Origin of the sequence: Nonomuraea sp. NPDC049649 (genome assembly GCF_040675175.1) — a bacterium.
Lineage (GTDB): Bacteria > Actinomycetota > Actinomycetes > Streptosporangiales > Streptosporangiaceae > Nonomuraea.
The window spans coordinates 1-21,467 of the sequence record NZ_JBFAOH010000021.1 but is presented as its reverse complement, the minus strand read 5'-3'; the positions used below and the strand labels follow the sequence as shown (position 1 = coordinate 21,467).

The following is a 21,467-nucleotide window of genomic DNA, read 5'->3' as shown; positions in this document are numbered from 1 at the left end:
GCCGAGCAGGGGAAATGGCGTCGTGTCGGCATCGTGGCATGGCGGCCACCGTCCTCTCTTGGGGAGATCCGCCCCAATTTCTTCGAGGAGGCGACCGCGTGAGTCTCCTGGCTCCCGGGTCAGCGCTCGCCCCGGCCTTCCCACCCGCACGGGCAGTGGCGTGTTCGGGGTCCGCTCGCCGGTCACAGTGGCGGGACCGCGCCGGATTCACACCGGCTTCCTCGTTCCGCCGTCGCCTACGTCCGGCATCGTCTCATAGATGTTCCTGCACCTTCGGAACAGCCTGGGCACATTGACGGGGACGGGGAGAAAGGATACGTTCCGGTGGATTTCACGGTTGTCCAAGGGAAATCCGGTGAGAAGCCGGTGCGGACGCGCCACTGTATCCGGGACGCAGATCCCGGGAGCCAGGTCGCTTGGCAGCCGTGACCTCGGTACATGGGACGCGTCAACCCTGAGGAGGATCGATGAGCGGGCTGTCCACCCCGTCTGCCATTCCCTTTCCACGGCTCGGCCCCTGGCTGCTCGCCGTGCCTGTGCTGCTGCTCGTGGCGTACCTCGTCCTGATGGACAACGGCGCGGTCTCGCAGACGGGCGCCTTCCTGCACGAGCTGATGCACGACGGGCGGCACCTGCTCGGCGTGCCGTGCCACTAGGGGACGGCGTGGTACGGACCTTCGTGGTCAGGGGCCTGCTCCTGGGGCTCCTGGCCGGACTGATCGCGGGCGGATTCGCCTTCGCCTTCGGGGAACCGCAGGTGGACGCGGCGATCGCGCTGGAAGAGGCCGCGGACGGGCACTCGCACGGCCACGGCTCGGAGGCCGAGGTCAGCAGGCCGGTGCAGAAGGCGGGGCTGTTCCTCGCGACCGGGCTGTACGGGGTGGCCGTGGGCGGGATCTTCGCGCTGGTGTTCGCCGGGCTGCGCGGGCGGGTCGGGCCGCGGTCGGACGGGCTGCTGGCGCTGGCGGCGGCGGGGACGGCGTTCGTCGCGGTCATTCTCGTCCCATTCCTGAAATATCCGGCCAACCCGCCTGCCGTCGGCGACCCCGAGACCATCGACAGCCGGACCTTCCTGTACGTGGTGATGGTCCTCGTCGGGCTGGCCGCGGCGGCGATCGCGGTGGCGACGTCCCGCCGCGTCCACGCCGGACCGTGGCCCCGATGGCTCGCCTCCGTGGTGGCGTTCCTCTTGCCGGTGGTGGCCGCCTGGGTGCTGCTGCCCACGGTCGACGAGGTGCCCGACGGCTTCCCCGGCACGCTGCTGTGGGAGTTCCGGCTCGCCTCGATCGGCACCCAACTCGTCTTCTGGGCGGCCTTCGGCGCGCTCTTCGGCTGGGCCTGCGACCGGGCGGCCCAGCGCGGCGCGGCTCCGGTGGGCGCCGCCGCGCCAGGCTGACGTGCTGTTCATCCGGCACGCCACCACCCCGGGTACGCGCGGTTCCTGCTTCCCCACGGACGAGGACGCGGACCCCTCCAGCCTGACCCGGGCCGTCGTCGTGGCCTCGGCGGGGTTCGCCGGGGTCACGGCGGCCTGGGTCGCTCCGGTGAGCGCCGCGCGGCAGACCGCCGTTGCGCTGGGGCTGGCGGTGCGTGAGACGGCCGCGCTCGCGGAGGCGGACTGCGGCCGGTGGGGCGGTCTGTCGTACGAGCGAGTCGCGGAAGAAGAGCCGGACGCGCTCGCCCTGTGGCTGTCAGACCCCGGCGCCGCTCCGCACGGCGGTGAGCCGCTGACCGCGCACGCCGCCAGGGTGGCGCGCTGGCTCGACGGCGTGCGGGAGGAGCCGGACGGAGTCGTGGTCTGCGGTGTCGGCACGATCCGGGCGGCGCTGGCTCACGCGCTCGGGCTCGGCCCGCTCGGCGCCGCCCGCTTCGACCTGGCTCCCCTGTCCACCACCCGGCTTACCGTCACCAGGGACGGCTGGCGGGTCGCCCACGTCAACCGCCCGTTGTGATCACGCGTTGCCCAGCACGCGAGTGACCTCGATCTCCAGGACCACCCTGGACGGGTTCGGCCGGGGCGGCTTGTAGCGGGCGGCGTAGCGGCGCTCGGCGTCCGCGACCTGCTCGGGTTCGGTCCGTACCACGGCCCGGCCCTCCAGCGTCGACCACCGGCGGCCGTCCACCTGGCACAGCGCCACCGGCGCGCCGGTCTCCCCGATGAGCCTGGCCTTGTACGAGGTCCCGGAGGTGATCACGCGGGCGATGCCGGTCTCCAGATCCAGGGTCGCCCCCACCGGCACCACGTGCGGCGGCCCGGCGGAGCGGGCGGTCGAAAGAGTGCACAGGTGCCGCTCCTGCCAGAACGCGGCGAACCCCTCCCCCTGCTCGGCCAGGTTCACGACCCTCCTCAGCTGCTCCGCGAGAGCAGCATCGTACATCCGCAGCTGGTGACGCGGCTGTCCGGCATCGGCGTGAAAGGTTCACGACCGGTGTGCCCTCAGCCTGCGGCGACTCACCGCGTACCGCTCCGTACAGGCTTCGCGGGGTGTCAGCGGCACGCCTGCGTGGAACGATTGGCACGTGCATGTCGGCAGGCCCCTCCTACGTGCCTTGCGTGCCACGGTGTTCGCCGTGGCCTGCGTCCTGGTGTCGGCCGGGATGCACGTTCTGGCCGGTGGCGCCGCCATAGCGCCCGGTGTCCTGGTGCCGGCGCTGATGCTGACCTGGGCCGGGGCGTACGCCATCGGAGCCTGTCAGCGCGGCGGGGGCGTGCTGCTCGCCGCCTGCTCGGCCGCCCAGTACGGCATGCACTGCCTGTTCACCGTCGGCGCCGAGCCGGTGCCGGTTCCGCTGACCCATGTCCATGGCGACAGCGGGGTGGGCATGTTCCTGGTCCACGCGGCGGTGGCTCTGCTGTCGTCGTGGTGGCTGGAGCGCGGCGAGGCCGCCCTGGCCATGATCGCGCACCTGGCCGTCACCTCGCTGAGCGTGCTCTGGGCCCGGCTGCTGCTCCTGCTCGCCGTCCCGCCGGTCACCGGACGGCAGCCGCTCCGCCCCCGGGTGGATCACGAGCCTGCCCGGCTGCGGCGGCTCCTGCTCGCCGCCAGCCTGCGCCGCCACGGGCCTCCCCCGTTCGCCGCCGCTCTCTGACAGGGCCGTAAGCCCGTTTCACGGCCGCGGCCGGCCGCCCCGTTTCCCCGCCGTCCCCACGTACGGCCGAACACACCTTCTCGCGGCGGCGCGCACCCGTCGTGGCGCGCGCCCTTCCACGGAGACCCCATGACTTCTACCGAAACACGCCCTGACGCCGCCCCCGAACCCTCCCCCGGCCCGTCGCCGGTCTGGGCCTCACTCAAGCCGCTCATCCTCCGCCTGCATTTCTACGCCGGAATCCTCATCGCCCCTTTCCTGCTCGTCGCCGCCTCCACCGGCCTGCTGTATGCCGCTTCCCTCCAGATCGAGCAGGTCGTGCACCGCCACGAGCTGACCGTTCCCGTAGGCGAGCAGCGGCTGCCGCTCACCCGGCAGGTCGCCGCCGCGCAGACCGCGCGTCCTGACGGGAAGGTCACCGCGGTGCGCACCCCGGGCGGGGCGAACGAGAGCACACACGTCCTGATGGACGTGCCCGGCCTGCCGGAAAGCACCCAGCTGGCCGTCTTCGTCGATCCCTACACGGGCCAGGTGCGCGGCACGCTGGAGAGCTACGGCGGCGCGGGCGCTCTCCCGGTCCGCGCCTGGATCTCCAACCTGCACCGTCACCTGCACCTGGGCGAGCCGGGCCGGCTCTACAGCGAGCTGGCGGCCGGTTGGCTGTGGGTGGTCGCGCTGGGCGGCCTGGCGCTCTGGGTCACCAGGCGCCGCCGTACCCGCCGGCTGCGCAGCCTGCTCGCCCCCGACCGGTCGCTGTCGGGGGCGCGCCGGCGCCTGTCCTGGCACGGGTCCGTCGGCCTGTGGGCGGTGCTGGGCCTGCTCTTCCTGTCGGCGACCGGCCTGACCTGGTCGAAGTACGCCGGGGAGAACGTCGGCGAGGTACGTGCGGCGCTCGGCTGGACGACGCCGGTGCTCAGCACGTCCTCCGGCGACCACGCCGCTCATGCCGGTGAGGGCACCGGCCACCAGCACGGCGGCACGACCGCGGACGTCGACCAGGTCACCCGGGCCGCGGCGGGCGAGGGCCTGTCCGGCCCGCTGGAGATCGTGTGGCCCGCCGAGCCGGGCGCGCCGTACGTGGTCAAGGAGATCGACAAGACGGTCCCGCAGCGCCTCGACCAGGTCGCCGTCGACGCCGGCTCCGGTCAGGTCACGGACGTGCTGCGCTTCGCCGACTACAACCTCGCCGCCAAGCTCACCCAGTGGGGCATCGACGGGCACATGGGCCTGCTGTTCGGCCTGGCCAACCAGATCGTGCTGATGCTGCTGGCGGCCGGGGTGATCACGCTCATCGTGCTCGGGTACCGGATGTGGTGGCAGCGCCGTCCCACTCGGGGTTTCGGCAGGCCGTATCCGCGCGGCGGCTGGCGCCGGCTGCACTGGGCCGTCCTGGCGCCCCTGGTCCTCGTCGTCGCGGCCGTGGGCTGGTTCCTGCCGCTGATGGGCCTGTCCCTGCTCGCCTTCCTGGCCGTCGACGTCCTGCTGGGCCTGCGTGCCCGCGCGGCCCGGGAGGAAGCGTGACCTTCCTCCCGGGCCGCGTCTGAGGCGATCAGCTGGTCAGCTGGGTGGCGAGGAGGCGGGTGTAGGCGCCGGAGCGGGTGAGGAGTCCGGCGTGGGTGCCGGTCTCGGCGCCGCGGCCGTCGCCCAGGACGACGATCCGATCGGCGGTGCGGATGGTCGACAGGCGGTGGGCGATGACCAACGTGGTGCGGTCGCGGCGGGCGGCGGGAGATGTAGGTTCTCGGACGTGAGCGATATTCGCCTTCTCGGTCCCGAGGACCTGCCTCTGTGCAAGCGGCTCGAAAGCGATCGCGGCTGGGCCACCGACGAGGCCAAATGGCGGCTGATGTTCGAGGCGGGCGAGGTCTACGCCGTCGCCCGCGGTCCGCGTGGCCACCCCGGACGACCACGCCGCCCTCCTCGCCCTGGACGCCGAGGTCACCGGCGCCGACCGGAGCAAGGCGCTGACCGCCCTGCTGTCCTCGGCCGAGCGCGCGGTCGTCACCGACGGCGGCTACGCCGTGGCCCGGAACGCCGGCCCCCACCGCGTCATCGGCCCCGTGGTCGCGCCGTCGGAGGAAGCCGCCCGCGACCTCATCCTGGCCGCCGCCCACGGCGCCGACCGCGACGTACGGATCGACCTGCTCGACGCCTACCCCGGCCTGCGTCCCTGGATCGCCGGGCTGGGGCCGGTCCAGGGGCCCTCGGCTCTGCCGACGATGGTCTACGGCGCCGGCCGGCCCCCGGGCGACCGCGGGCGTTACGTCGCGCCCATCCTCATCTCGATGGGCTGACCGGCCCGTCTGTTACCACGTCCGCCCGGGCCGGTAGGCGTCGTTGACGTCCACGGGGGCGGCGCCGGCCGCCGTGCCGCCACCGGGGATGTGGATCGTGCCGCCCACGGCGACGGCGGCGGTCCCGTGCCGGGGCACCGGCATCGGGACCAGGCGCACCCAGCGGTCGCGCGCCGTGTCGTACGCCTCGGCCTCGGCGAAGACCGTGTTGGGGTTCGTCCCGTCGTGCCGACCCTCGCCGCCGAACGTGTAGATCGTGCCGCCCACGGCCGCGGCGGCGATCCCGCCCCGGGCCGTCGGCATCGGCGCCCGCTCCGACCAGCGGCGCGTACGCAGGTCCAGCGCGTACACGGTGTCGCGCACGTTGACCTGTCCCCGGTCGCGCCCGCCGAGCACGTAGAAGGTCCGGCCGACGACGGCGCCGCCGACGTGGTCGCGCGCCTGCGGCAGGCTGGGCAGGGTCTCCCACCGGCCGGTCGCGACGTCGTACGACGACACGAGGTCCACGGTGTCCTGGAGGCCGCCGGGGCCGGGCGTCAGCGTGCGCATGCCGCCCGCGAGATAGATCTTCGTCCCTCGTACGCCCATCGCGGCGCTCCCCCGCTCCAGGCCGGCCGGCATCGGCGGCAGCGGCGACCACCGGTCGGTACGCGGGTCGTACACGAAACTGTCACGCAGGGCCTCCCAGGACGCGCCGCCGGACAGCCCGCCGAGCACGTAGATCCGGCCGCCGACCGTCGCCACGTTGGGGTGGTTCATCACGACGGGCAGCGGGGCCGCCTCCGACCAGGTGTCGCGCCGGGTGTCGTAGACCTCCATCCGCCCGGTGGTGACGACGCCGTCGCCGTCCGGGACGATGCCGCCGATGAGGTAGACCCGGTGGCCGACCGCGGCGACGCTGTGCTCCTGGCGGGGACCGCCGCCGATCGCCGCCCGCGCCAGCCACCCCTTCCCGTAGGTCGGTTCGGACGCGACGGGGGTCGTGGTGGGCGCCGGATGGCCGGGGTGCGCGTGCGCGGGGAGGCTGGGGCCCGCGGCCAGGGCCGCGCCGAGGAGCAGGGCGATTCCGCGTCTCATGACGTCTCCTTGTTCGGTGATCCGTACGGTTCACGCTCGCCGGGAGACGGACCCCGGGCCAGGGCTGCGTTCACCCAGGGGTCGGCGGCCCCTGGCTACGACCTGCCGCCGGGGTCACGATGGAGAGGTGAACCTCCGCGAACTCGCCGCGTTCCTGAAGACCCGCCGCGCCCGCGTCCGGCCGGCCGACGTCGGCCTGCCCGCCGGCCCCCGCCGCCGGGTGCCCGGACTGCGCCGGGAGGAGGTCGCGCAGCTCGCGAGCCTGTCGGCGGACTACTACACCGAGCTGGAGCGGGGACGCGGAGCCCAGCCGTCGGCGCAGACGCTGGCCGCGCTCGCCCGCGCGCTGCGGTTGGAGGGCGACGAGCGCGATCACCTGTTCCTGCTCGCCGGGCGGCCTGTCCCGGGGGCGCACGGCCCGACCGCGCACGTCCAGCCGTCCATGCTGGCCATGCTGGACCGGCTGACCACCACACCCGCGATGATCATTACCGATCTGCACGAGACGCTGGTGCAGAACGAGTTAGCCGCCGCGCTGATCGGCCGGCATCCGATGCGGCGCGGCCCGGAGGCCAGCTACGTCTACCGGTGGTTCACCGATCCCGCCGCCCGCGCCCTCTACCCGGCGGACGAGCACCCGCACCACTCCCGGGTCTTCGTCTCCGACCTGCGCGCGGTCACCGCCCGGCGCGGCGGCGACGCCCAGGTAGGGCGGATGGTGGCGGTGCTGCGGCGGCGCAGCGCCGAGTTCGCCGCCATCTGGGACGCCCATGACGTGGCGCTGCGGCGGGCGGACCACAAGCGGCTGGTCCATCCGGAGCTGGGGATCATCGAGGTGGACTGCCACAGTCTCTTCAGCGAGGACGGCCGCCAGCGGCTGCTCTGGTTCACCGCGCCGCCGGGCAGTCAGGGGGCGGCTCAGCTGGAGTTGCTGTCCGTCATCGGCACCCAGGACCTGGGCCATGACGCGGTGAACTCCTTCACCGGGTGATCAGGCACGTACGACGGTGGGCCGCATACAACCGCGGCCCACCGTCATGTCCACGGGAGGCTATCGGTCAGGAGTACCAGCTGATGATCGGGTACCAGATGACCCCGGTCCGGGCCAGGAGCCTGACATCCCAGTACAGGAAGGTGAAGACACCCGCCACCAGGAGCGCGGAGGCGGTCAGCATCGCGGCGCGCCCCGGCCTGGCGGCCATCCAGCGCTGCACCCGGCCACCGGCCACGACCGTCAGGATGAGGAAGAGGAGCGCGAGGATGACGATGTTGCCCACGGACTGCATCATGAAGGACACCGCGCCGTAGAGCGGGTTGTGGCTGTCGGCGACGTCGCGGAACAGGTGCCGGTAGAGGCCGAACGGCCTTCCGACGAGGAACGCGCCGATCAGCACGCCCATGAGGACGGAGCGGGCGTGGGGGTGACGCCGGGCGATGTTCGCCATGGGATCCTTGACGATGCCCAGTGCCGCGAGTCCCAGGTAGCACAGGATCAGCCCGATGATGCCGAAGACCACCATCGACTGGATCAGCCGCGGCGACAGGCCCGAGGCGACCGTGGCGGTCGAGTACTGCGGCATGTGGGTGCCGAACAGGGCCGCGACGACTCCGTAAGCGGCTGAGACGGAGGCCATGCCCGCCACCAGCCAGGCCAGCGGCGGCAGGGCCATCAGCACCCGGCCCTTCACCGACTGCTTCTGCCCCAGCAGCGGGGCGACGGCTCCCAGCGCCGCGATGTTGCAGGCGGTGAGCGTGCCGCCGAGACCGCTGGCGAAGGCGAAGAGAACACCGGACATGATGCCCGCGATGGGGGCGTCCGTTTCGTGGCCGATGATGGCGCTGGTGACCCCGTCGCCGATCACCCGGTCGACGAACGGCGCCGACCACAAGACGGTCAGGGCGAAGCCCGCCAGCACGCTGAAGAGAATCGTCCGCCCGCGTCGTAATGTGATGGCCGGCTCCGAGGCGAGGCGGGTTTCCGTAGTTGTCACGATCCTTGCTCCTTTCGGGTTATGGAGAAGGCGGACGGACGGCCGCCCGTCCGAACGTCTTGAGAAGGAGTCGGACTCAGTCCCGCAGCACGTGCGCCGACCCCATCGCTGTTGCGCGGAGTTCAGCGCTTCGGCGATGAAACTCTTCGGGAAATATGCGGCGAGCAGCGCACCGGCGGAATAAATCAGCCGGCGCGGCCTTGGAGACATTCACCGACGACTTTAGCGAGCTGAGTAACAGGAATTACTTCCAGGATGCTGGTCAGGATCAATATCTACGCTTCGGCCGTGACCAGCCGTCTTCACCGCGTGATGTCGGCCACCGACACCACCGTGCGCTCCGGAAGGTCGGCCACTCGCGTCAGCGCACCCGTACGGATGTTCCACGCCAGAAGCCTGCTGCGCTCCGACCCGTCAGAACGGTAGATCAGGCTGTGGATGAGGACGGCGTCGTCACCGAGCCACCCTTTCACCGGGCAGCCCCCGACTCCGCACCGCGTGTGGGAGGTCGAGTCGCTCCACGGCAGCTCGAGCGCCCGGACCAGCCGCCCGCTCCGGACGTCCGCCACGATCACGACATCGGCCTGCCCGTCCGCGCCGTCGACCCGTACGGTCTGAGCGACCAGCTCACCCCGCCGCCAGCCCGTCCCCCACACACTGCCGCTGAGCATGACTGTGCTTCCAGGAGCGATCTGTTGTAGGGGGACGGTCGTTTCGGACACGCGTTCCCCGCTCGACGTCCATACGGTCAGCTTCGCATCCGGGGTCATCCGTACGATCCCAGACGATGACGGCGTCGGCCTGGGGCAGGGCCGCCTTCGTGCCGTCCGGGCTCAGCGACGCGGAGCTGAGCGCGGTCATCTCGTTTCCTCCTGCGTCCCGCACGGGCTCCGGTTGCAGCTCGTCGATCACCCGCATCCGGCCGTCGGTGCCCAGAACGTATATAGGTACATCTGTCCGTATGTGTTGGAAGAGAGCAAGAGCGCCGGGTACAGGCAGGCCGGACAGCTTCGCCGCGCTGCCCGGGTCCACGGCGATCCGCTCCGGCAACGCCGACGAAGTGCGGGGCAGCCGCGCCTCATCCTCGGGGATCGGTGCTCTGTCGATGGCTGTAGTGATCGGCACGGACGCCATGTGAGGGCCTTCGCCGGCGGGCTGCAGGGCGACGATGCCTCCCAGAAGCCCCGCGAGGCCTGTCACAGCAACCCCGTACGCGACGACCCTGGCGCGCATCCTCCGCCGCTCCATGCCAGACTCTCCCCGCCTCGTACATCGGCCACGGATGCTGCTGGCGTCAGCGTCACATATCCGGAATGCTCGCACCAGCCCTCCGAGTGCTGCACCGCATGGACGCGGCGAGCCGGGGCAACGTCCTCGTGGTCGCGGAGGTCAGGACTGTGCCGCGCCGGCGGCGAGCTCTCGTACGGTCTCCATGTCGTCGAAGTGCACCTTGCGGTCGCCGACGATCTGATACGTCTCGGCACCCTTGCCCGCGATCAGGATGACGTCGTCCGGCGCGGCCACGGCGAGTGCCCGCGCGATGGCCGCCCGCCGGTCGGGGACGCGCTCGTAGCCGGTGCCGGTCGAAACCAGTCCAGGGATGATCTGGTCGATGATGGCCTCGGGGTCCTCACCGCGCGGGTTGTCGCTGGTGACGATCACGTAGTCCGAGCATGTGCCCGCGACCTCACCCATCGGGGCGCGCTTCGTCGCGTCCCGGTCGCCACCGCAACCGAACACCGTGATCACGCGGCCGGCGGCGAAACCCCGGATGGTCGTGAGCACCTTTTCCAGGGAGTCGGCCGAGTGGGCGTAGTCCACGATCACCGACACTCCGGCCGGGGTCCGGTACGGCTCGAACCGGCCCGGGATCGAAGGCAGCTGCCTCAGCGCCCCCAGGACGGCCTCCAGGTCGTGCCCCAGCAGATGGCAGGTGGCGATCACGGCCAGCGAGTTGTGGACGGCGAACCGACCGGGGACCGGTACGCGTGCCTCGTACTCGCGGCCGGCGTGGTGCAGGACGAACCGGGTTCCCGTGGCGTCGATGACCAGGTCCGTCGCCCGGAAGCCGGCGGCAGCGTCGTCCAGGCCGTACGTGGTCGTCGCGCCCGGCATCAGCTGGACGATGTCCCCGGTGACCGGGTCGTCCGCGTTGGCCACCGCCCGCTTGCACAGGCCGCCGAAGAGCAGCAGTTTGGCCTGCGCGTACGCCGCCATGGTGCCGTGACTCTCCAGGTGGTCCGGCGTGAGGTTGGTGAAGATGCCGACGTCGATGTCCGCGCAGTCCACCCGGTGGAGCTTCAGCGCGATGGAGGACGCCTCCATGACGACGGTTCCGGCCCCCCGGTCACGCATGCGGCGCAGGATGTGGTGCAGGTCGGCCGACTCGGGGGTGGTCGGGGTGTTCTTGTCCACCTGAATCGGCTCGGAGGCGACGCGGTAGCCATCCGTGCCCATCACGCCGACCCGTTGTCCGGCCCCGAGGCGCAGCACTGCCTCGACCATGTAGGAGATCGATGTCTTGCCGTTGGTGCCGGTGACGGCCACGACGTCCATCTCTCGGGCGGGCTCCCCGAAGTAGCGGGAGGCTACGGCGGGAACCGCCGCCCGGGTGTCGGCCACCTGCACGACACACACATGCGACGGCACTGTTTGCCCGATCGGCTGTTCCACCAGAATGGCGACGGCGCCACGCTCGACGGCGTCCTGAATGTACCTGTGCCCGTCCAAGCGGGTGCCCCGCATCGCGATGTACATGGCCCCCGCGGTCATCCGCCGAGAGTCGTAGGCGATGCCGGCCCGGACGACTGTCGCCTCCGGGTCGCCCTGGACGACGTGGTGGTCGTATCCGGCGAGAAGATCACTGAGTTTCATGCGGCCCCCCTGATGGGGGTCAGCCTGCCCGAGCACGTGGGCCTGTGTCCGGGCAACGCGCGGCAGTGCCGCGACAAAGTCGCCAAGAGAAGGATAAATAAGGCAATGGCGATACATCGCCACAGTTAATGATATTTGCCGCAAATGCTGCCGGATCGCGAAGTCGCTTCATTCTGATACGACCCTCCGTAACATCTCTTACGGTAGTCGCGATCTCACAGAGCAGGCTCACCAGCCGGGCAACATAGCGAGTTTCGCCTTTCGGAGGGAAATGTGAAGGTCGGCATCAGCGGGGAAGGCGGTCAAGGTCTCGAAGAACTCCACCAGGACCTGATCAAAGCCTTCACCAGAATCCTCGGATTAGTGGAGAACGCCGAACTCCTCGGCGTCCAGGGGGATCTGAAGGACAGCAGGTTCCGCCAGGATCTCAAAGCGCATCTGGACTCCGTACGAGATCTTCAACTCCTCATGCCGATCGTCGCCCCGATGAAGGCCGGCAAGTCGACGCTCATCAACGCCATCGTCGGCTACCAGCTGCTGCCGGCGCGAGCGAATCCCATGACCACGCTGCCCACCAAGATCTTCCTGGTGGAGGGCATGGATCTGGACAGACCCGAGCTACGCATCCCCGAGACGACACGCAAGCTGTACGCCGGGTTGGAAGATGCCGTAGGCGACAAGCTGCGGCAGGGCTGGGAGGTGCCGCGGCAGCACTCCTATCTGGACGACCTGGCCAGGAGCCTGCAACACGGGACCGTTCCACGGCTCGCCTCCGAATACGTCGGCAGGGACGAGGTGCACCGGATCCTCGCGCGGCTCAACGACGAGATGCGCCTGGGCACGCTCGCCGCCGACGAGCAGGACTTCCTGGGCGCCCTCACGGACCTGCCCGAACTGAGAACCGGGCACTCGCACTCCTTCTCCGCCGGCCAGGCCAAAGGCGGTCAGCTGGTCATCATCGACACGCCGGGCCCCAACGAGCACGCCATCGCCGCGCGGCTCGGCCCCGCGGTGGAGAAGCAGCTGGCCGACTCCCATATCGTGCTCGTCGTACTCGACTACACCCAGATGGGCGGGGACGCGGCGGCCGACATCGAGAGCCGGCTGTCCCGCCACCTGAAGGTCATCGGCCCGGAACGGCTGTATGCCGTGGTCAACAAGGTCGACGCCCGGAAGTCGAGGGACGACCTGAGCGTGGCCGACACCCGCGAGGCCGTTCAGCACAGTCTCGGCCTGACCGAGGAGCAGGCCGGCTCGCAGCTGTTCGAGGCGGTGGCGCACTGGGGTCTGATGGGCTCCAGGCTCCTGGCGGAGATCCGCTCGCAGGGCGACGACTTCCAGCCGGAGCGCAGCGAGGCGGCGAGGGCGGTGCTTCGCGAGCTGCACCCGCTCGACGACGAAGAGGACCTCGCCGAACGCCTCGCGCGGGTATCCCTGGAGGAGCTGACCCGCGATGGAGAGCGGTTCCAGCGGAAGAGCCAGATCACGACGTTGATCAACGCTGCGATCACCCGGCTGCGCCGGAACGCCGCACCGCAGGTGATGGATGCCGGAATCCGGCGGTACGAAGCGGCCATCGGCGACATCGCCGACCTGGTCGCGCTGGAGCGCAGCGCGGCGGAACGGGAAACGGGGGTCATCGAGGAACAGCTGGCCACCCTCAACGCGGAGATGGAGCTGCTGCGGACCCATCGGGACAACCGCCCGAACGTCGAGGAGCTGCAGCGACGTTTCCAGTCGGAGATCGACAAGTTCGCCGGCCAGCTCGGCGCACAGGGGAACCAGATCATCCAGGTCCTTCGCGCCAAACCACCTCGCACGGCGGAACCGCCCAGCGGCTGGGAGCCGGTGAAGGCGTTCCGCCGGTTCATGAAGGCGACCGTCGATGTGCTCTTCTCAGGAAAGCCGGCGACCGACGAGTACGAGTTCCACGACCTGGCCGAGGCGAACAAGTTCAAGGACGAGCTGGCCGGCGTGGCGACCGAGCAGCTTCGTCAGCTGATGGACCTGGGAAAGCGGCAACTCGACACGCGCGTGGACACCATCACGGCCGCGATCGTCATGGAGCAGGAGAACAAGGTACGCGGTCTCATCGACCGGGCCGCGAAAACCCTGTCCACGGCCTTCGATGTCAAGCTCCGGCCGCCGAGAGCGGAGATCGGGGGCGTTTTCCACGGCAAGGTCGCGGATCCTGTGCACCGGGTGACCGAGGAAACAGAGGAATACGAGGAGACGACGACCAAGCGGACCTGGTACACGCTCTGGATCGGCAAGAAGGACGTGACCGTCACCAAACAGCGACACGTCACGATCCACACGTACGTGGTCTCCCGCGAGAGCGTGGTCCAGCAACTCACGGATGCCTTCAGCGCCCAGATCGAGCAGGTACGCCTGATGTTGCGGGAGTACGTGGCCAACCACCTGACCAGCGAGGTCACCGCGTACTACGACGGCCTGAGCGACTACCTGCAGGGCTACCACGACGCCTTGACCCGCTCGCTGGAGATCAAGAAGAAGGACGAGGCCAAGCAGGCCGAGCACCACAACGCCTTCGTCACGCTGGAGAAGAACCTGGCCGGCGAGCTCAAGCTGCTGCACGACTACCGCCTGCGGCTTGAGTGATCCGTGGACCAGTTCACGGAGATCCGGGCCTGGATCGAGGAAGCCCGTCCAGCGGTCGACGACCTCCAGGATCTGAGAGCTCGCGAACCGCGCATCCGGGCAAGCATCCAGCGGCACCGGCGCACGGCGGCGAACGCCACGAGCCGTCTCCGGCAGCAGAGGGAAACGCTCCAGGCCGACCTGGCGAAGGTCCGGGAAGGCCTGGAACGTTGCGATGATCTGCTCACCGGCGCGGCGCCCCTGGAGCATGCCGTCCGCCGGCGGCTCGACGACGTGGTGACCCGGATCGTCATGGGGCAACATCGGGTGGCGGCCGAGGAACTGGCCCTGGCGGCGCAGCGCGGCCTCGCAGGACGCCGGCGACCGGCCGGACGCGACGAACGGCTTACCCTGCTGCGTTCGTCCGACGCCGCACGGCTCGCGCGGGATTTCGTCGCCGAGATCGGGCAGCGGGCCGAGCAGTCGTTGGCGGACGCCGTCGTGGACGCGGAAGCTGACATCGCCGCCGTCGTGTCCTGGCTGAGCGAGTTCGAGGCGCGGCTTCAGCGGCTTCACCTCGACCACCCACAGAGCCTGGGGCAGGCCGTCCCGCCGGTCCTCGGCGGGGCGATGCCCGGCTCGGTCGAATGGCCACCCGGACCGGCTTCGACCCTGGCCGAGGCCGCCGAGCATTCGGTCCAGCCGCTGTCGGCCCGGCGCGGATGGCGGCTGTGGCCTCTGTCGCCGCACTCGTACCGGAGAGATCTGCCCACGGTGTGCGGGCTCAGCGGCTACCTCGTCGAACGGAAGACCCTCCTCGCGCGGGTCCTCGACAGCTGGCACGGCTGGCTGGCCTCGTACGAAACGGCCACCCGTTCCCACCTTCGGGAGGTAGTCCTGAAGGCCTTCGCCACGCGGCTGGACGGCCACCGGCGCACCCTCAAGGAATGGACCGCCCTGCTGGCAGCGGCCGAGTCCGAGGCCAGGAGCAGGCTGTCGCGCGCAGCCCGGGAGGCCGCCGCCTGGGAACGCCTTCCGAGCGACCTCGATCACCTGGACCGGGTTTGGTCGGACGTGCACCGGCCGGACCGGCATGGCCTGAGTCAGGTGACGCGGGCGGCGTTGCCGGCACTCGCCGAAGCGGCAACCCCCTGGCTCGGCCCGGCTCACGTCACCGATCTGCTGCGACTGTCCGGCGGGCGGCGCGTCGAGGTCCGGATCCCGGTCCTGGCGCCGATGAACGCCGGGAAGTCCACGCTGCTGTGCGCCCTCCTCGGTCACGAGGTTCTGCCGCGCCGGGCGCAGGCGATGACCGTCCTGGCCACCCGGCTCGTGACAGGCGGTCCGGCGGTTTCCACCCCGCTGTTCCGGCTTGAGCCCGAGTTGCTTGAGCAGGTGGACGACCTGGCGGACCGCCTCAGAACCCGGCTGACCGGCGGCGCCCCGGCCGAGTTGCGGGGACACCCCCACCTCGCCCGGCTCGCCGGCGCCCTGATGGCGGGCGGCCCCGTCCTGCGGAACGAGACGAGCGGGGCGGAGGCGGTGGAGCGGTGCCTCTTCTGGCTCAACGACTTCGCGCGGCTGGCCATCCTGCTCCTGCCCGAGCTCCATACGAGGCGGTTGGTGGACTGGCTACCCGAAGTGCGCGTCCCAGGTGAGGGGCATCTGGTGTTCGTGGACACGCCCGGCAGGAACGAGACGATCGGCACATCCCTGCTGGACGACATCGCGCTGAAGCACCTCGCGACCGCACACGCCTGCCTGGTGCTGCTCGACTACACCCAGCTGGGCAGCACGTCGGAAGCCGCATTCGCGGAACGCATCCGCCCCGCGCTGGACGTACTCGACGACACACTGGTGTGGCTGGTCGTCAACCGGATCGACCGACGCCGCGACTCGGCCGATCTGGATCAGGAGAGCACCGCCGCGGCCGCCCGGCGGCTGTTCGGCCGCGACGGCGTCGCGGTCTTCGAGACCTCGGGCCTGCTGGCCGGAACCGGCCTCCGAACCCGCGAACGATCCGGCATCGAGCCGCTACACAGAGCGGTGACGTGCCGGCACCCTCATCGGACTGTGCTGCGGGCGGCTCTCGCCCGGATCGGCGCCTCGCCGCCGGCGCGGCTTCGTCCGAGCCTCGCAGATCTGGTCTGGTCAATGGAGAGGACGACGAGTGTCAGCGATCAGTGATGACGTCCGCCGGATGGCGCGGCGGCTCCCCGGCGTAACGGACCGCACGCTGCTGGAGCTGGTGAACGGGCTGGGCGTGGCACGCGGCGTGGCCGCCGACAGCGCGGAGCTCGGGGTGATCGGCCGGCTGGTCGCCGAGCTCACCGGCCGGAGGCACAAGGCGCAGCTGCTGATCTTCCAGTCGCTGATCAACGGCCAGCTGGCGCTCACGGACCTCGCCACCGAGTCGAACAGGCGCAGCGCCGTCACGGACCTGGCGCTGGCGCGCGTCGCCGACCACCTGCGACAGGTCAAGGAGACGGCGGCCGCGACCCGGATCGCCCAGCAGCGGCTGTCCTTCGAGGTCTCCGAGCTCACCGTCCTCGTCGGCGAGTACATCCAGGTTTGTGATGAACGATTCCGCGAACTCGAGGATTGGAGGGCCTCGATCGACCTGAAGCTGGCGGCCGATGACTTCCTGGCCGACGCCGTGGCCCGAGCGGACGCCGCGTACGCGGGCGTGCCCTGGCCGTATCAGGCCATCCTCATGGCCCGGCACCTCGCGAGCGGGTCATGCGGCCGATGGGACGCCCTCCGTACGAACGAGACCTACCGTACGAGGGTCACCGAAGCGATCTTCGGCGTGCTGGGCGAGGTCCACGCGGCACCCGATCGAGGGGTGACGTTCGTGGCGGTACTGGATGATTCGTGGCGCAGACTCCACTCCGCCGACCAGCGCTGGCTCATGGCCGAACTCCTGGACGCCGGGCTCCGGCCCGAACTGGCGCTGGACCGCAAGCCCCCTGGCCAGCATCGCCGCCCTGACCATGGAGCTGGCCTCGCTCCCCGAGGAGTCACGGCCCGAACACCCCGCGCGGACCGCCCTGGAGCTGAACCGGCGGCGCGCCGGCTGGATCGACGGTGGCGCCACCCGCAAGCGGTTCGTCGAACTCGTGGTGGCCGAGCAGTTCGACCTCGCCGCCTCGGCCTGGCAGCGCCTGGAGGCTGAGAACTGATGGCGAGGACCGGGCTGGTCCTGGCCGGCGGCGGCGCCAAGGGCGCGTACCAGGTGGGCGTCATCGAGTATCTCGCCGAAAGAGACGTCCGCGTCGCCGCTGTGGCTGGCACCAGTATCGGGGCGCTCAACGGAGCCGTGCTCACCTCATCGGACTCTCTCCGCGCCGCAGCCGTACGATTGCGCGCCCTCTGGGACGAGGTGGGCCGGACGGCCGACGCCGGTGGCAGGCCTGCCACGCTGGTCGAGGTTGCCAGGATGGCGACCGGCCCCGTAGTGCGGCCGGACTTCGTCGAAGACCTCATGGAACATCACGTCGACCTCGGCCGCCTGCCCCTCGATCTTCCCTTCTGGGTCACCATGTTCCCGGCGCTGCCGCCCATGCCCTTCCACCCCGACGGCGGCTGGCTGGCCGACCTCGCCCGAGCGGCTTCCGGCGCGCAGGCGCACTGGGTCAAGCTCAACGACCTCCCCGTCCCCGAACGGCGGCAGGCCGTGCTGGCCAGCGCGGCACTGCCGATCATCATGCCCGGCCGCTGGGTCGGCGGCACCTTTTACCGTGACGGCGGCCTGGGCGGCATGTACGCCAACGCACCGGCCGGCCCGCTGGTCACCGAAGGAGAGCTGGACCTGATCCTCGTCACCCACCTGACCCGAGGCGTGCTCTGGGACGCCCAGCGCTTCCCGAACGCCACGATCCTGGAGATCCGCCCGTCCGAGGCCCTCAACGGACCCGGCCTGCTCAACAGTACGGCGGGACTGCTGGACTTCTCCGCCCGCCGTCTGGAGGGTCTGCGTGAACAGGGCTACCAGGACGCGCGACGCACCCTCGAAAGGGCCGGCGACGTCCTCGACGCCGCGTACGTCGCCCGCGAGGCCCAGGACGTGATGCTGGACGCTGTCGGCAAGCTCGACGACGACCTCACCGAAGAGCAATAGTTCCCGTCCGATGGCGAAAGTCTGTGGCGGTTGCGGCAGCCGGGGCCGCCACCCGTGACCGAGGCCTCGCTGGACCACTGGGCGCTTGGACGTGAGCAGGCAAAGTGATCGGGCCTGGTACGCCTCGTTCACCCCGCCCCGGTGCAACCGGCCCTGCCCGGGCTGGACCGTACGGGCCGCAACCGGCCCGCGAGGTGCGTCAGTGGCCAGCGCCCGCGCGGGTGTGGCGCCGGGCGAAGAGGATCCAGGCCGCGGTGGCGGCCAGCGCGGCGAGGACGATGACGCCGATCTTGAGGGGGGTCCCCATCGCGCCGTCGTCGTCCCCCGCGGTCGTCGCCGCGGCGGCCCCGTTCCCCACGGAGGCCTGGCTCGTCGGCTGGTCCTGGGCGGGAAGGGCCGCGACGGCGGGCGTAGCGGCGACCACGCCCGCCTTCACCCGTACTGTCGCCTTCGCCTTGGACGGTTCGGTCGCGGTCACGGTGACCCGCCACTCCCCGCTCGGCAGCGGCTCGGCGGCGTGGTAGAGGTTCTGGCCCTCGGGCGACGACCTGAGCGGCACCGGCCCGAAGGACCGGCCGTCGGTCGAGGTCGCCTTCAGCGTCGCCTCGACGATCTCCGTGACGGGATGGCCGTCGTTCTTGTATGTCACCAGCACGTTGACGTTGTCGGCGCCGTCTCCTGTCACCTCCAGCTTGATCGGCCCGCCGTGGGCCGCGGCGGCGGGTGCGCCGAACACCAGCGCGAGCGCGGCCAGCAGGACGGTGAGGACGTAGGTTTTCACGGGTGGTGACTCCCCTCGGGTGCGGTGTCGGGGGTGAGCGCCCCTTCGCCGGGTGATGTGGGCAGGAACACGTGCTGGTGGCCGTTGCCGGCGTCGACGTTCACGGCGTCGAGGGCGGTGGCCCCGATCGACCAGGTGAAGAGCGCGTCGGCGCGTTGCCGTGCGGCCAGGTCGAGGGCGGCGGCGCGGGCCGGTCCGGTGAGGTCCCGCGCCATCGCGTAGGTGTCGACGGTGGTGGCGAACTGCCGCACGGCGGAGGCGAGACTCGACCGCGCCACGTTGGTGGCGGTCTCGCCGGACGGCGGGTCGGCGAAGCCCTGGACGGCCGCGTCGGCGGCCTGCCGCCACTTCTCGACGTCGGCGGCGGTCACCGCGACGGGTCCCGCGGCGCCGTCGCCGGGCAGGGCGAGGGCGAGCCCGTCGAGCACGGGGAGGAGCCGGGTCCGCGTGTCGCGGGCCAGCTCCGTCAGGGTCCTGATCTGGGTCTGGTCCCGCAGCGCGGACTCGGCGCGGAGGCGGTCGGCCGCCTGCTCGATCGAGCTCGGCCGGGTCACGCCGAACACCACGCCGCCGGCGACGAGCGCGCCGAGCGCGAATGCGAACGCGAGGGGGAGCATGCGGGCGAGCACGCGGCCCCGCGTCGCGGGCACGGCCTGGCCCCGTGTCGCAGGCCGGACCGGGGCCGGCTGCCTGGGTCGGTTGATGGTGGACACCTCCTGGGGGCGCTCACGCCTCCTGGGACGCGCTCTGGCGGGCGATCATGATCAGCTTCTCGATGCGCCTGCGGCGCCTGGCGGCGTTCAGCCGGATGGCGAAGAAGGCGAGGACGAGGAGGGCGATGGAGCCGAGCTGCGGCCAGGGCAGCGCCCACACCGTGGTGCCGACCGCCGCCTGCTGGGCGGCGACGCCGGGCAGCGGCTCGCCCGCGGGCGAGGGGACCGCCGTGACGGTCGTGCCGATGGGGCCCAGCGGCCACGCGCCGGGCACCCGCGCGACGTACGTGCGGCTGCCGCCCGGCATGAGCTCCCTGGATCTGGCCGCGGACGGGTCGTTCCAGCCGTTCTCTCCCGCGAGCGTGGACGTCAGCACTTGGTTGTCCGTGACCAGCCGGACGTTGCCTTCGTTGGCCACGGTGTAGGTGACCTCGACGGATCCCGCGGCGAACGGGTTCCACGAGCCCACGTACTCGGCCCGTACGCCGGTCACGGCCACCTTGGCCACGTAGTCGCCGGTGACGCGGATGTTCAGGCGGACGCCCACCCGGTTCTGGACCCGTACCTGGCCGGAGACGGTCTCCAGGGACGCGGTCACGCCCGCGGGGTGGTCCCCCGGCGTCGCGTTCGGGGGGATCGACACCGTCACGGGAACGACGGAGGTGGCCCCGGCGGCGATGGTCACCTTCTCGGGGACCGTGATCCAGGCGCCGCCGTCGGTGGGCTCGGCGTCGGAGGGCCGCATGTCGAAGTAGCCCTTGGAGGTCAGGTAGCCGTCGTTGGCGTCGATCGCGAAGTCCACCGGCTCGGTGGAGCGGTTGATGACCGCCACGTGCTCGACGACCTGCTGGCCGCCGGCGAGTTCGAGGTCGATGACGCTGCGGCCGTCGGGACCGTCGGCGCCGGCCGGCACGACCGACCAGGTGGTGTCGGCGCCGGACGGGCCGGCGAACGCCACCATGGCGGCCAGCAGAGCGGGGAGGACGGCGAGGCGGGCGAGGACGCCTCGCGGGCGGCTTACGGGCAACAGGTCTCCAGTCTCGTCGTGGCCGTCCGGGGCCCGCGCCGGGCGGGCGCGGGCCCCGGACGGCCGGAGCGGGCGGTGGCGTCCTGCCTCCGGTTCAGGACCAGGTGAACGTTCGGGACCGGCCGCCGTTCAGGACTGGTTGAACAGGGAGAGCGTGACGGTCGAGTGGTACTCGCCGGCGGTGACGTCGGTGGGGGTGCGCAGTATGAGGTCGGCGTTGACCTGCCAGGTGCCGATCTCGTCGGCGGAGTTCGCCGTCGAGACCAGCAGTTCCTGGCCCTGCAGACCGACGGCCGGCGCTCCTGATCCGTCGGAGATGACACTGGATACGGGCTCGCCGGCCTCCACCGCCCCGGTGGAGGAGTCGGTCAGCAGGCGCGGCCGCCAGCCCAGGTACTCCGGGCCGATGGGCGGTGCGGAGCCGCTCGTCGCGGTGAACTCGCTGGCCTGGCCGACGACCGCCCAGAAGTCGCCGTCGGGGATCTCCTCGGGCGGGCGGGTGTCGGTCACCGTGACCGTCGGCAGGATGCCGACGAACTGGCGGGCGGCGGCGTTGGAGCCGTCCTCCTGAAGGGACACGCCGCCGTTGTCGGCGACGGTCATGGACACCTGGCCCGGAGCGCCGGGCTCGATCGTCACCGTGACGTCGATGCCCTGCTCGGGTTCGTCGTCCGCCACCGCGGGACCGGCCACGCCGGCGCCCGCGAGCGCGACGCCGAGCACCGCCGCGGCGAGCAGTTGCGTGGTCCTGTTGATTCTCATGTCTTCGCTCCCTTGCTGGGGGGCGGGGCCGGCCGGCTCCTCGGTGTTCTACACGCTGTCCACGGCCATCGGCCTCAACACCGACATCACCAAGGGCGTCTTCGACCGGCCCAGTTCGCCCGCCAAGGCACTCTTCC

The 21,467-nt window shown here is 71.2% G+C and carries 22 protein-coding genes and 2 riboswitches; of the genes, 11 read left to right on the top strand and 11 right to left on the bottom strand.

Annotated features, from left to right (window positions below):
* Positions 1 to 74: 74 nt before the first annotated feature.
* Positions 75 to 268: riboswitch (cobalamin riboswitch) on the bottom strand.
* Positions 269 to 305: 37 nt separating this feature from the next.
* Positions 306 to 435: riboswitch (cobalamin riboswitch) on the top strand.
* 32 nt (positions 436 to 467) lie between these two features.
* Genes AB0J42_RS24285 through AB0J42_RS24275 form a run of 3 tightly spaced genes read left to right on the top strand, consistent with a single transcriptional unit; the run spans position 468 to position 1,952 of the window.
* Positions 468 to 656, top strand: a complete 189-nt coding sequence (locus AB0J42_RS24285) for a CbtB-domain containing protein (RefSeq protein WP_364298076.1) — start codon at positions 468 to 470, stop codon at positions 654 to 656.
* Positions 657 to 664: 8 nt separating this feature from the next.
* Positions 665 to 1,396 (top strand): CbtA family protein, encoded by a 732-nt coding sequence (locus AB0J42_RS24280; RefSeq protein WP_364298074.1) that lies wholly within the window; start codon positions 665 to 667, stop codon positions 1,394 to 1,396.
* 1 nt (position 1,397) lies between these two features.
* Positions 1,398 to 1,952 (top strand): histidine phosphatase family protein, encoded by a 555-nt coding sequence (locus AB0J42_RS24275; RefSeq protein WP_364298072.1) that lies wholly within the window; start codon positions 1,398 to 1,400, stop codon positions 1,950 to 1,952.
* On the opposite strand, the gene AB0J42_RS24270 is transcribed toward AB0J42_RS24275, so the two are convergent.
* Entirely contained in the window at positions 1,953 to 2,378 is a 426-nt protein-coding gene (locus tag AB0J42_RS24270) for a pyridoxamine 5'-phosphate oxidase family protein (protein ID WP_364298070.1), read from the bottom strand.
* Between the two features lie 172 nt (positions 2,379 to 2,550).
* Between AB0J42_RS24270 and AB0J42_RS24265 the strand changes: the two genes are divergently transcribed.
* Positions 2,551 to 3,090 (top strand): hypothetical protein, encoded by a 540-nt coding sequence (locus AB0J42_RS24265; protein WP_364298068.1) that lies wholly within the window; start codon positions 2,551 to 2,553, stop codon positions 3,088 to 3,090.
* 129 nt (positions 3,091 to 3,219) lie between these two features.
* The gene (locus AB0J42_RS24260) at positions 3,220 to 4,611 is read left to right on the top strand and encodes a PepSY domain-containing protein (RefSeq protein WP_364298066.1); all 1,392 of its coding nucleotides are present in this window, start codon (positions 3,220 to 3,222) and stop codon (positions 4,609 to 4,611) included.
* Positions 4,612 to 4,639: 28 nt separating this feature from the next.
* Here AB0J42_RS24260 and AB0J42_RS24255 read toward each other — a convergent pair whose 3' ends face one another.
* Complete coding sequence (locus tag AB0J42_RS24255) at positions 4,640 to 4,792, bottom strand: hypothetical protein (protein ID WP_364298258.1); 153 nt, start codon at positions 4,790 to 4,792, stop codon at positions 4,640 to 4,642.
* A 187-nt stretch (positions 4,793 to 4,979) separates the two neighbouring features.
* Between AB0J42_RS24255 and AB0J42_RS24250 the strand changes: the two genes are divergently transcribed.
* Complete coding sequence (locus tag AB0J42_RS24250) at positions 4,980 to 5,384, top strand: hypothetical protein (protein ID WP_364298064.1); 405 nt, start codon at positions 4,980 to 4,982, stop codon at positions 5,382 to 5,384.
* Between the two features lie 12 nt (positions 5,385 to 5,396).
* Here the strand turns inward: AB0J42_RS24250 and AB0J42_RS24245 are convergent, their stop codons facing one another.
* Positions 5,397 to 6,461: a kelch repeat-containing protein gene (locus AB0J42_RS24245; protein ID WP_364298062.1), complete on the bottom strand. Its 1,065-nt coding sequence runs from the start codon at positions 6,459 to 6,461 to the stop codon at positions 5,397 to 5,399.
* A gap of 127 nt (positions 6,462 to 6,588) precedes the next feature.
* Between AB0J42_RS24245 and AB0J42_RS24240 the strand changes: the two genes are divergently transcribed.
* Entirely contained in the window at positions 6,589 to 7,452 is an 864-nt protein-coding gene (locus AB0J42_RS24240; RefSeq protein ID WP_364298060.1) for a helix-turn-helix transcriptional regulator, read from the top strand.
* A gap of 67 nt (positions 7,453 to 7,519) precedes the next feature.
* Here AB0J42_RS24240 and AB0J42_RS24235 read toward each other — a convergent pair whose 3' ends face one another.
* The 4 genes from AB0J42_RS24235 to AB0J42_RS24220 form a co-directional block, all read right to left on the bottom strand.
* Positions 7,520 to 8,452 carry a hypothetical protein gene (locus AB0J42_RS24235; protein ID WP_364298058.1) on the bottom strand — a complete coding sequence of 311 codons (933 nt, stop codon included), beginning with the start codon at positions 8,450 to 8,452 and terminating at the stop codon, positions 7,520 to 7,522.
* A 302-nt stretch (positions 8,453 to 8,754) separates the two neighbouring features.
* A complete protein-coding gene (locus tag AB0J42_RS24230; protein WP_364298056.1) occupies positions 8,755 to 9,123 on the bottom strand; it encodes a hypothetical protein in 369 nt (122 codons plus the stop codon).
* Positions 9,080 to 9,685 carry a hypothetical protein gene (locus AB0J42_RS24225; protein ID WP_364298054.1) on the bottom strand — a complete coding sequence of 202 codons (606 nt, stop codon included), beginning with the start codon at positions 9,683 to 9,685 and terminating at the stop codon, positions 9,080 to 9,082. Before AB0J42_RS24225 ends, AB0J42_RS24230 begins: the two co-directional genes overlap by 44 nt.
* Positions 9,686 to 9,841: 156 nt before the next feature.
* Positions 9,842 to 11,326, bottom strand: coding sequence for a UDP-N-acetylmuramoyl-L-alanyl-D-glutamate--2,6-diaminopimelate ligase (locus tag AB0J42_RS24220; RefSeq protein WP_364298052.1), 1,485 nt, complete (start codon positions 11,324 to 11,326; stop codon positions 9,842 to 9,844).
* Positions 11,327 to 11,599: 273 nt separating this feature from the next.
* Between AB0J42_RS24220 and AB0J42_RS24215 the strand changes: the two genes are divergently transcribed.
* From AB0J42_RS24215 to AB0J42_RS24200, 4 genes are read left to right on the top strand one after another with little or no spacing between them, the layout of a single operon-like run.
* A complete protein-coding gene (locus tag AB0J42_RS24215; protein WP_364298050.1) occupies positions 11,600 to 13,948 on the top strand; it encodes a dynamin family protein in 2,349 nt (782 codons plus the stop codon).
* A gap of 3 nt (positions 13,949 to 13,951) precedes the next feature.
* Positions 13,952 to 16,114: a dynamin family protein gene (locus tag AB0J42_RS24210; RefSeq protein WP_364298048.1), complete on the top strand. Its 2,163-nt coding sequence runs from the start codon at positions 13,952 to 13,954 to the stop codon at positions 16,112 to 16,114.
* Complete coding sequence (locus AB0J42_RS24205) at positions 16,098 to 17,102, top strand: hypothetical protein (RefSeq protein WP_364298046.1); 1,005 nt, start codon at positions 16,098 to 16,100, stop codon at positions 17,100 to 17,102. Before AB0J42_RS24210 ends, AB0J42_RS24205 begins: the two co-directional genes overlap by 17 nt.
* A gap of 6 nt (positions 17,103 to 17,108) precedes the next feature.
* Positions 17,109 to 18,047, top strand: a complete 939-nt coding sequence (locus AB0J42_RS24200) for a patatin-like phospholipase family protein (RefSeq protein ID WP_364298044.1) — start codon at positions 17,109 to 17,111, stop codon at positions 18,045 to 18,047.
* A gap of 199 nt (positions 18,048 to 18,246) precedes the next feature.
* On the opposite strand, the gene AB0J42_RS24195 is transcribed toward AB0J42_RS24200, so the two are convergent.
* The 4 genes from AB0J42_RS24195 to AB0J42_RS24180 all read right to left on the bottom strand — a co-directional run bounded on the left by AB0J42_RS24195 (position 18,247) and on the right by AB0J42_RS24180 (position 21,330).
* The gene (locus AB0J42_RS24195) at positions 18,247 to 18,828 is read right to left on the bottom strand and encodes a hypothetical protein (protein WP_364298042.1); all 582 of its coding nucleotides are present in this window, start codon (positions 18,826 to 18,828) and stop codon (positions 18,247 to 18,249) included.
* On the bottom strand, positions 18,825 to 19,478 hold the full coding sequence (locus tag AB0J42_RS24190; protein ID WP_364298040.1) for a hypothetical protein: 654 nt from the start codon (positions 19,476 to 19,478) through the stop codon (positions 18,825 to 18,827). Before AB0J42_RS24190 ends, AB0J42_RS24195 begins: the two co-directional genes overlap by 4 nt.
* A 76-nt stretch (positions 19,479 to 19,554) precedes the next feature.
* Positions 19,555 to 20,568 (bottom strand): hypothetical protein, encoded by a 1,014-nt coding sequence (locus AB0J42_RS24185; RefSeq protein WP_364298038.1) that lies wholly within the window; start codon positions 20,566 to 20,568, stop codon positions 19,555 to 19,557.
* Between the two features lie 129 nt (positions 20,569 to 20,697).
* Positions 20,698 to 21,330 carry a hypothetical protein gene (locus AB0J42_RS24180; RefSeq protein WP_364298036.1) on the bottom strand — a complete coding sequence of 211 codons (633 nt, stop codon included), beginning with the start codon at positions 21,328 to 21,330 and terminating at the stop codon, positions 20,698 to 20,700.
* Positions 21,331 to 21,467: the final 137 nt, after the last annotated feature.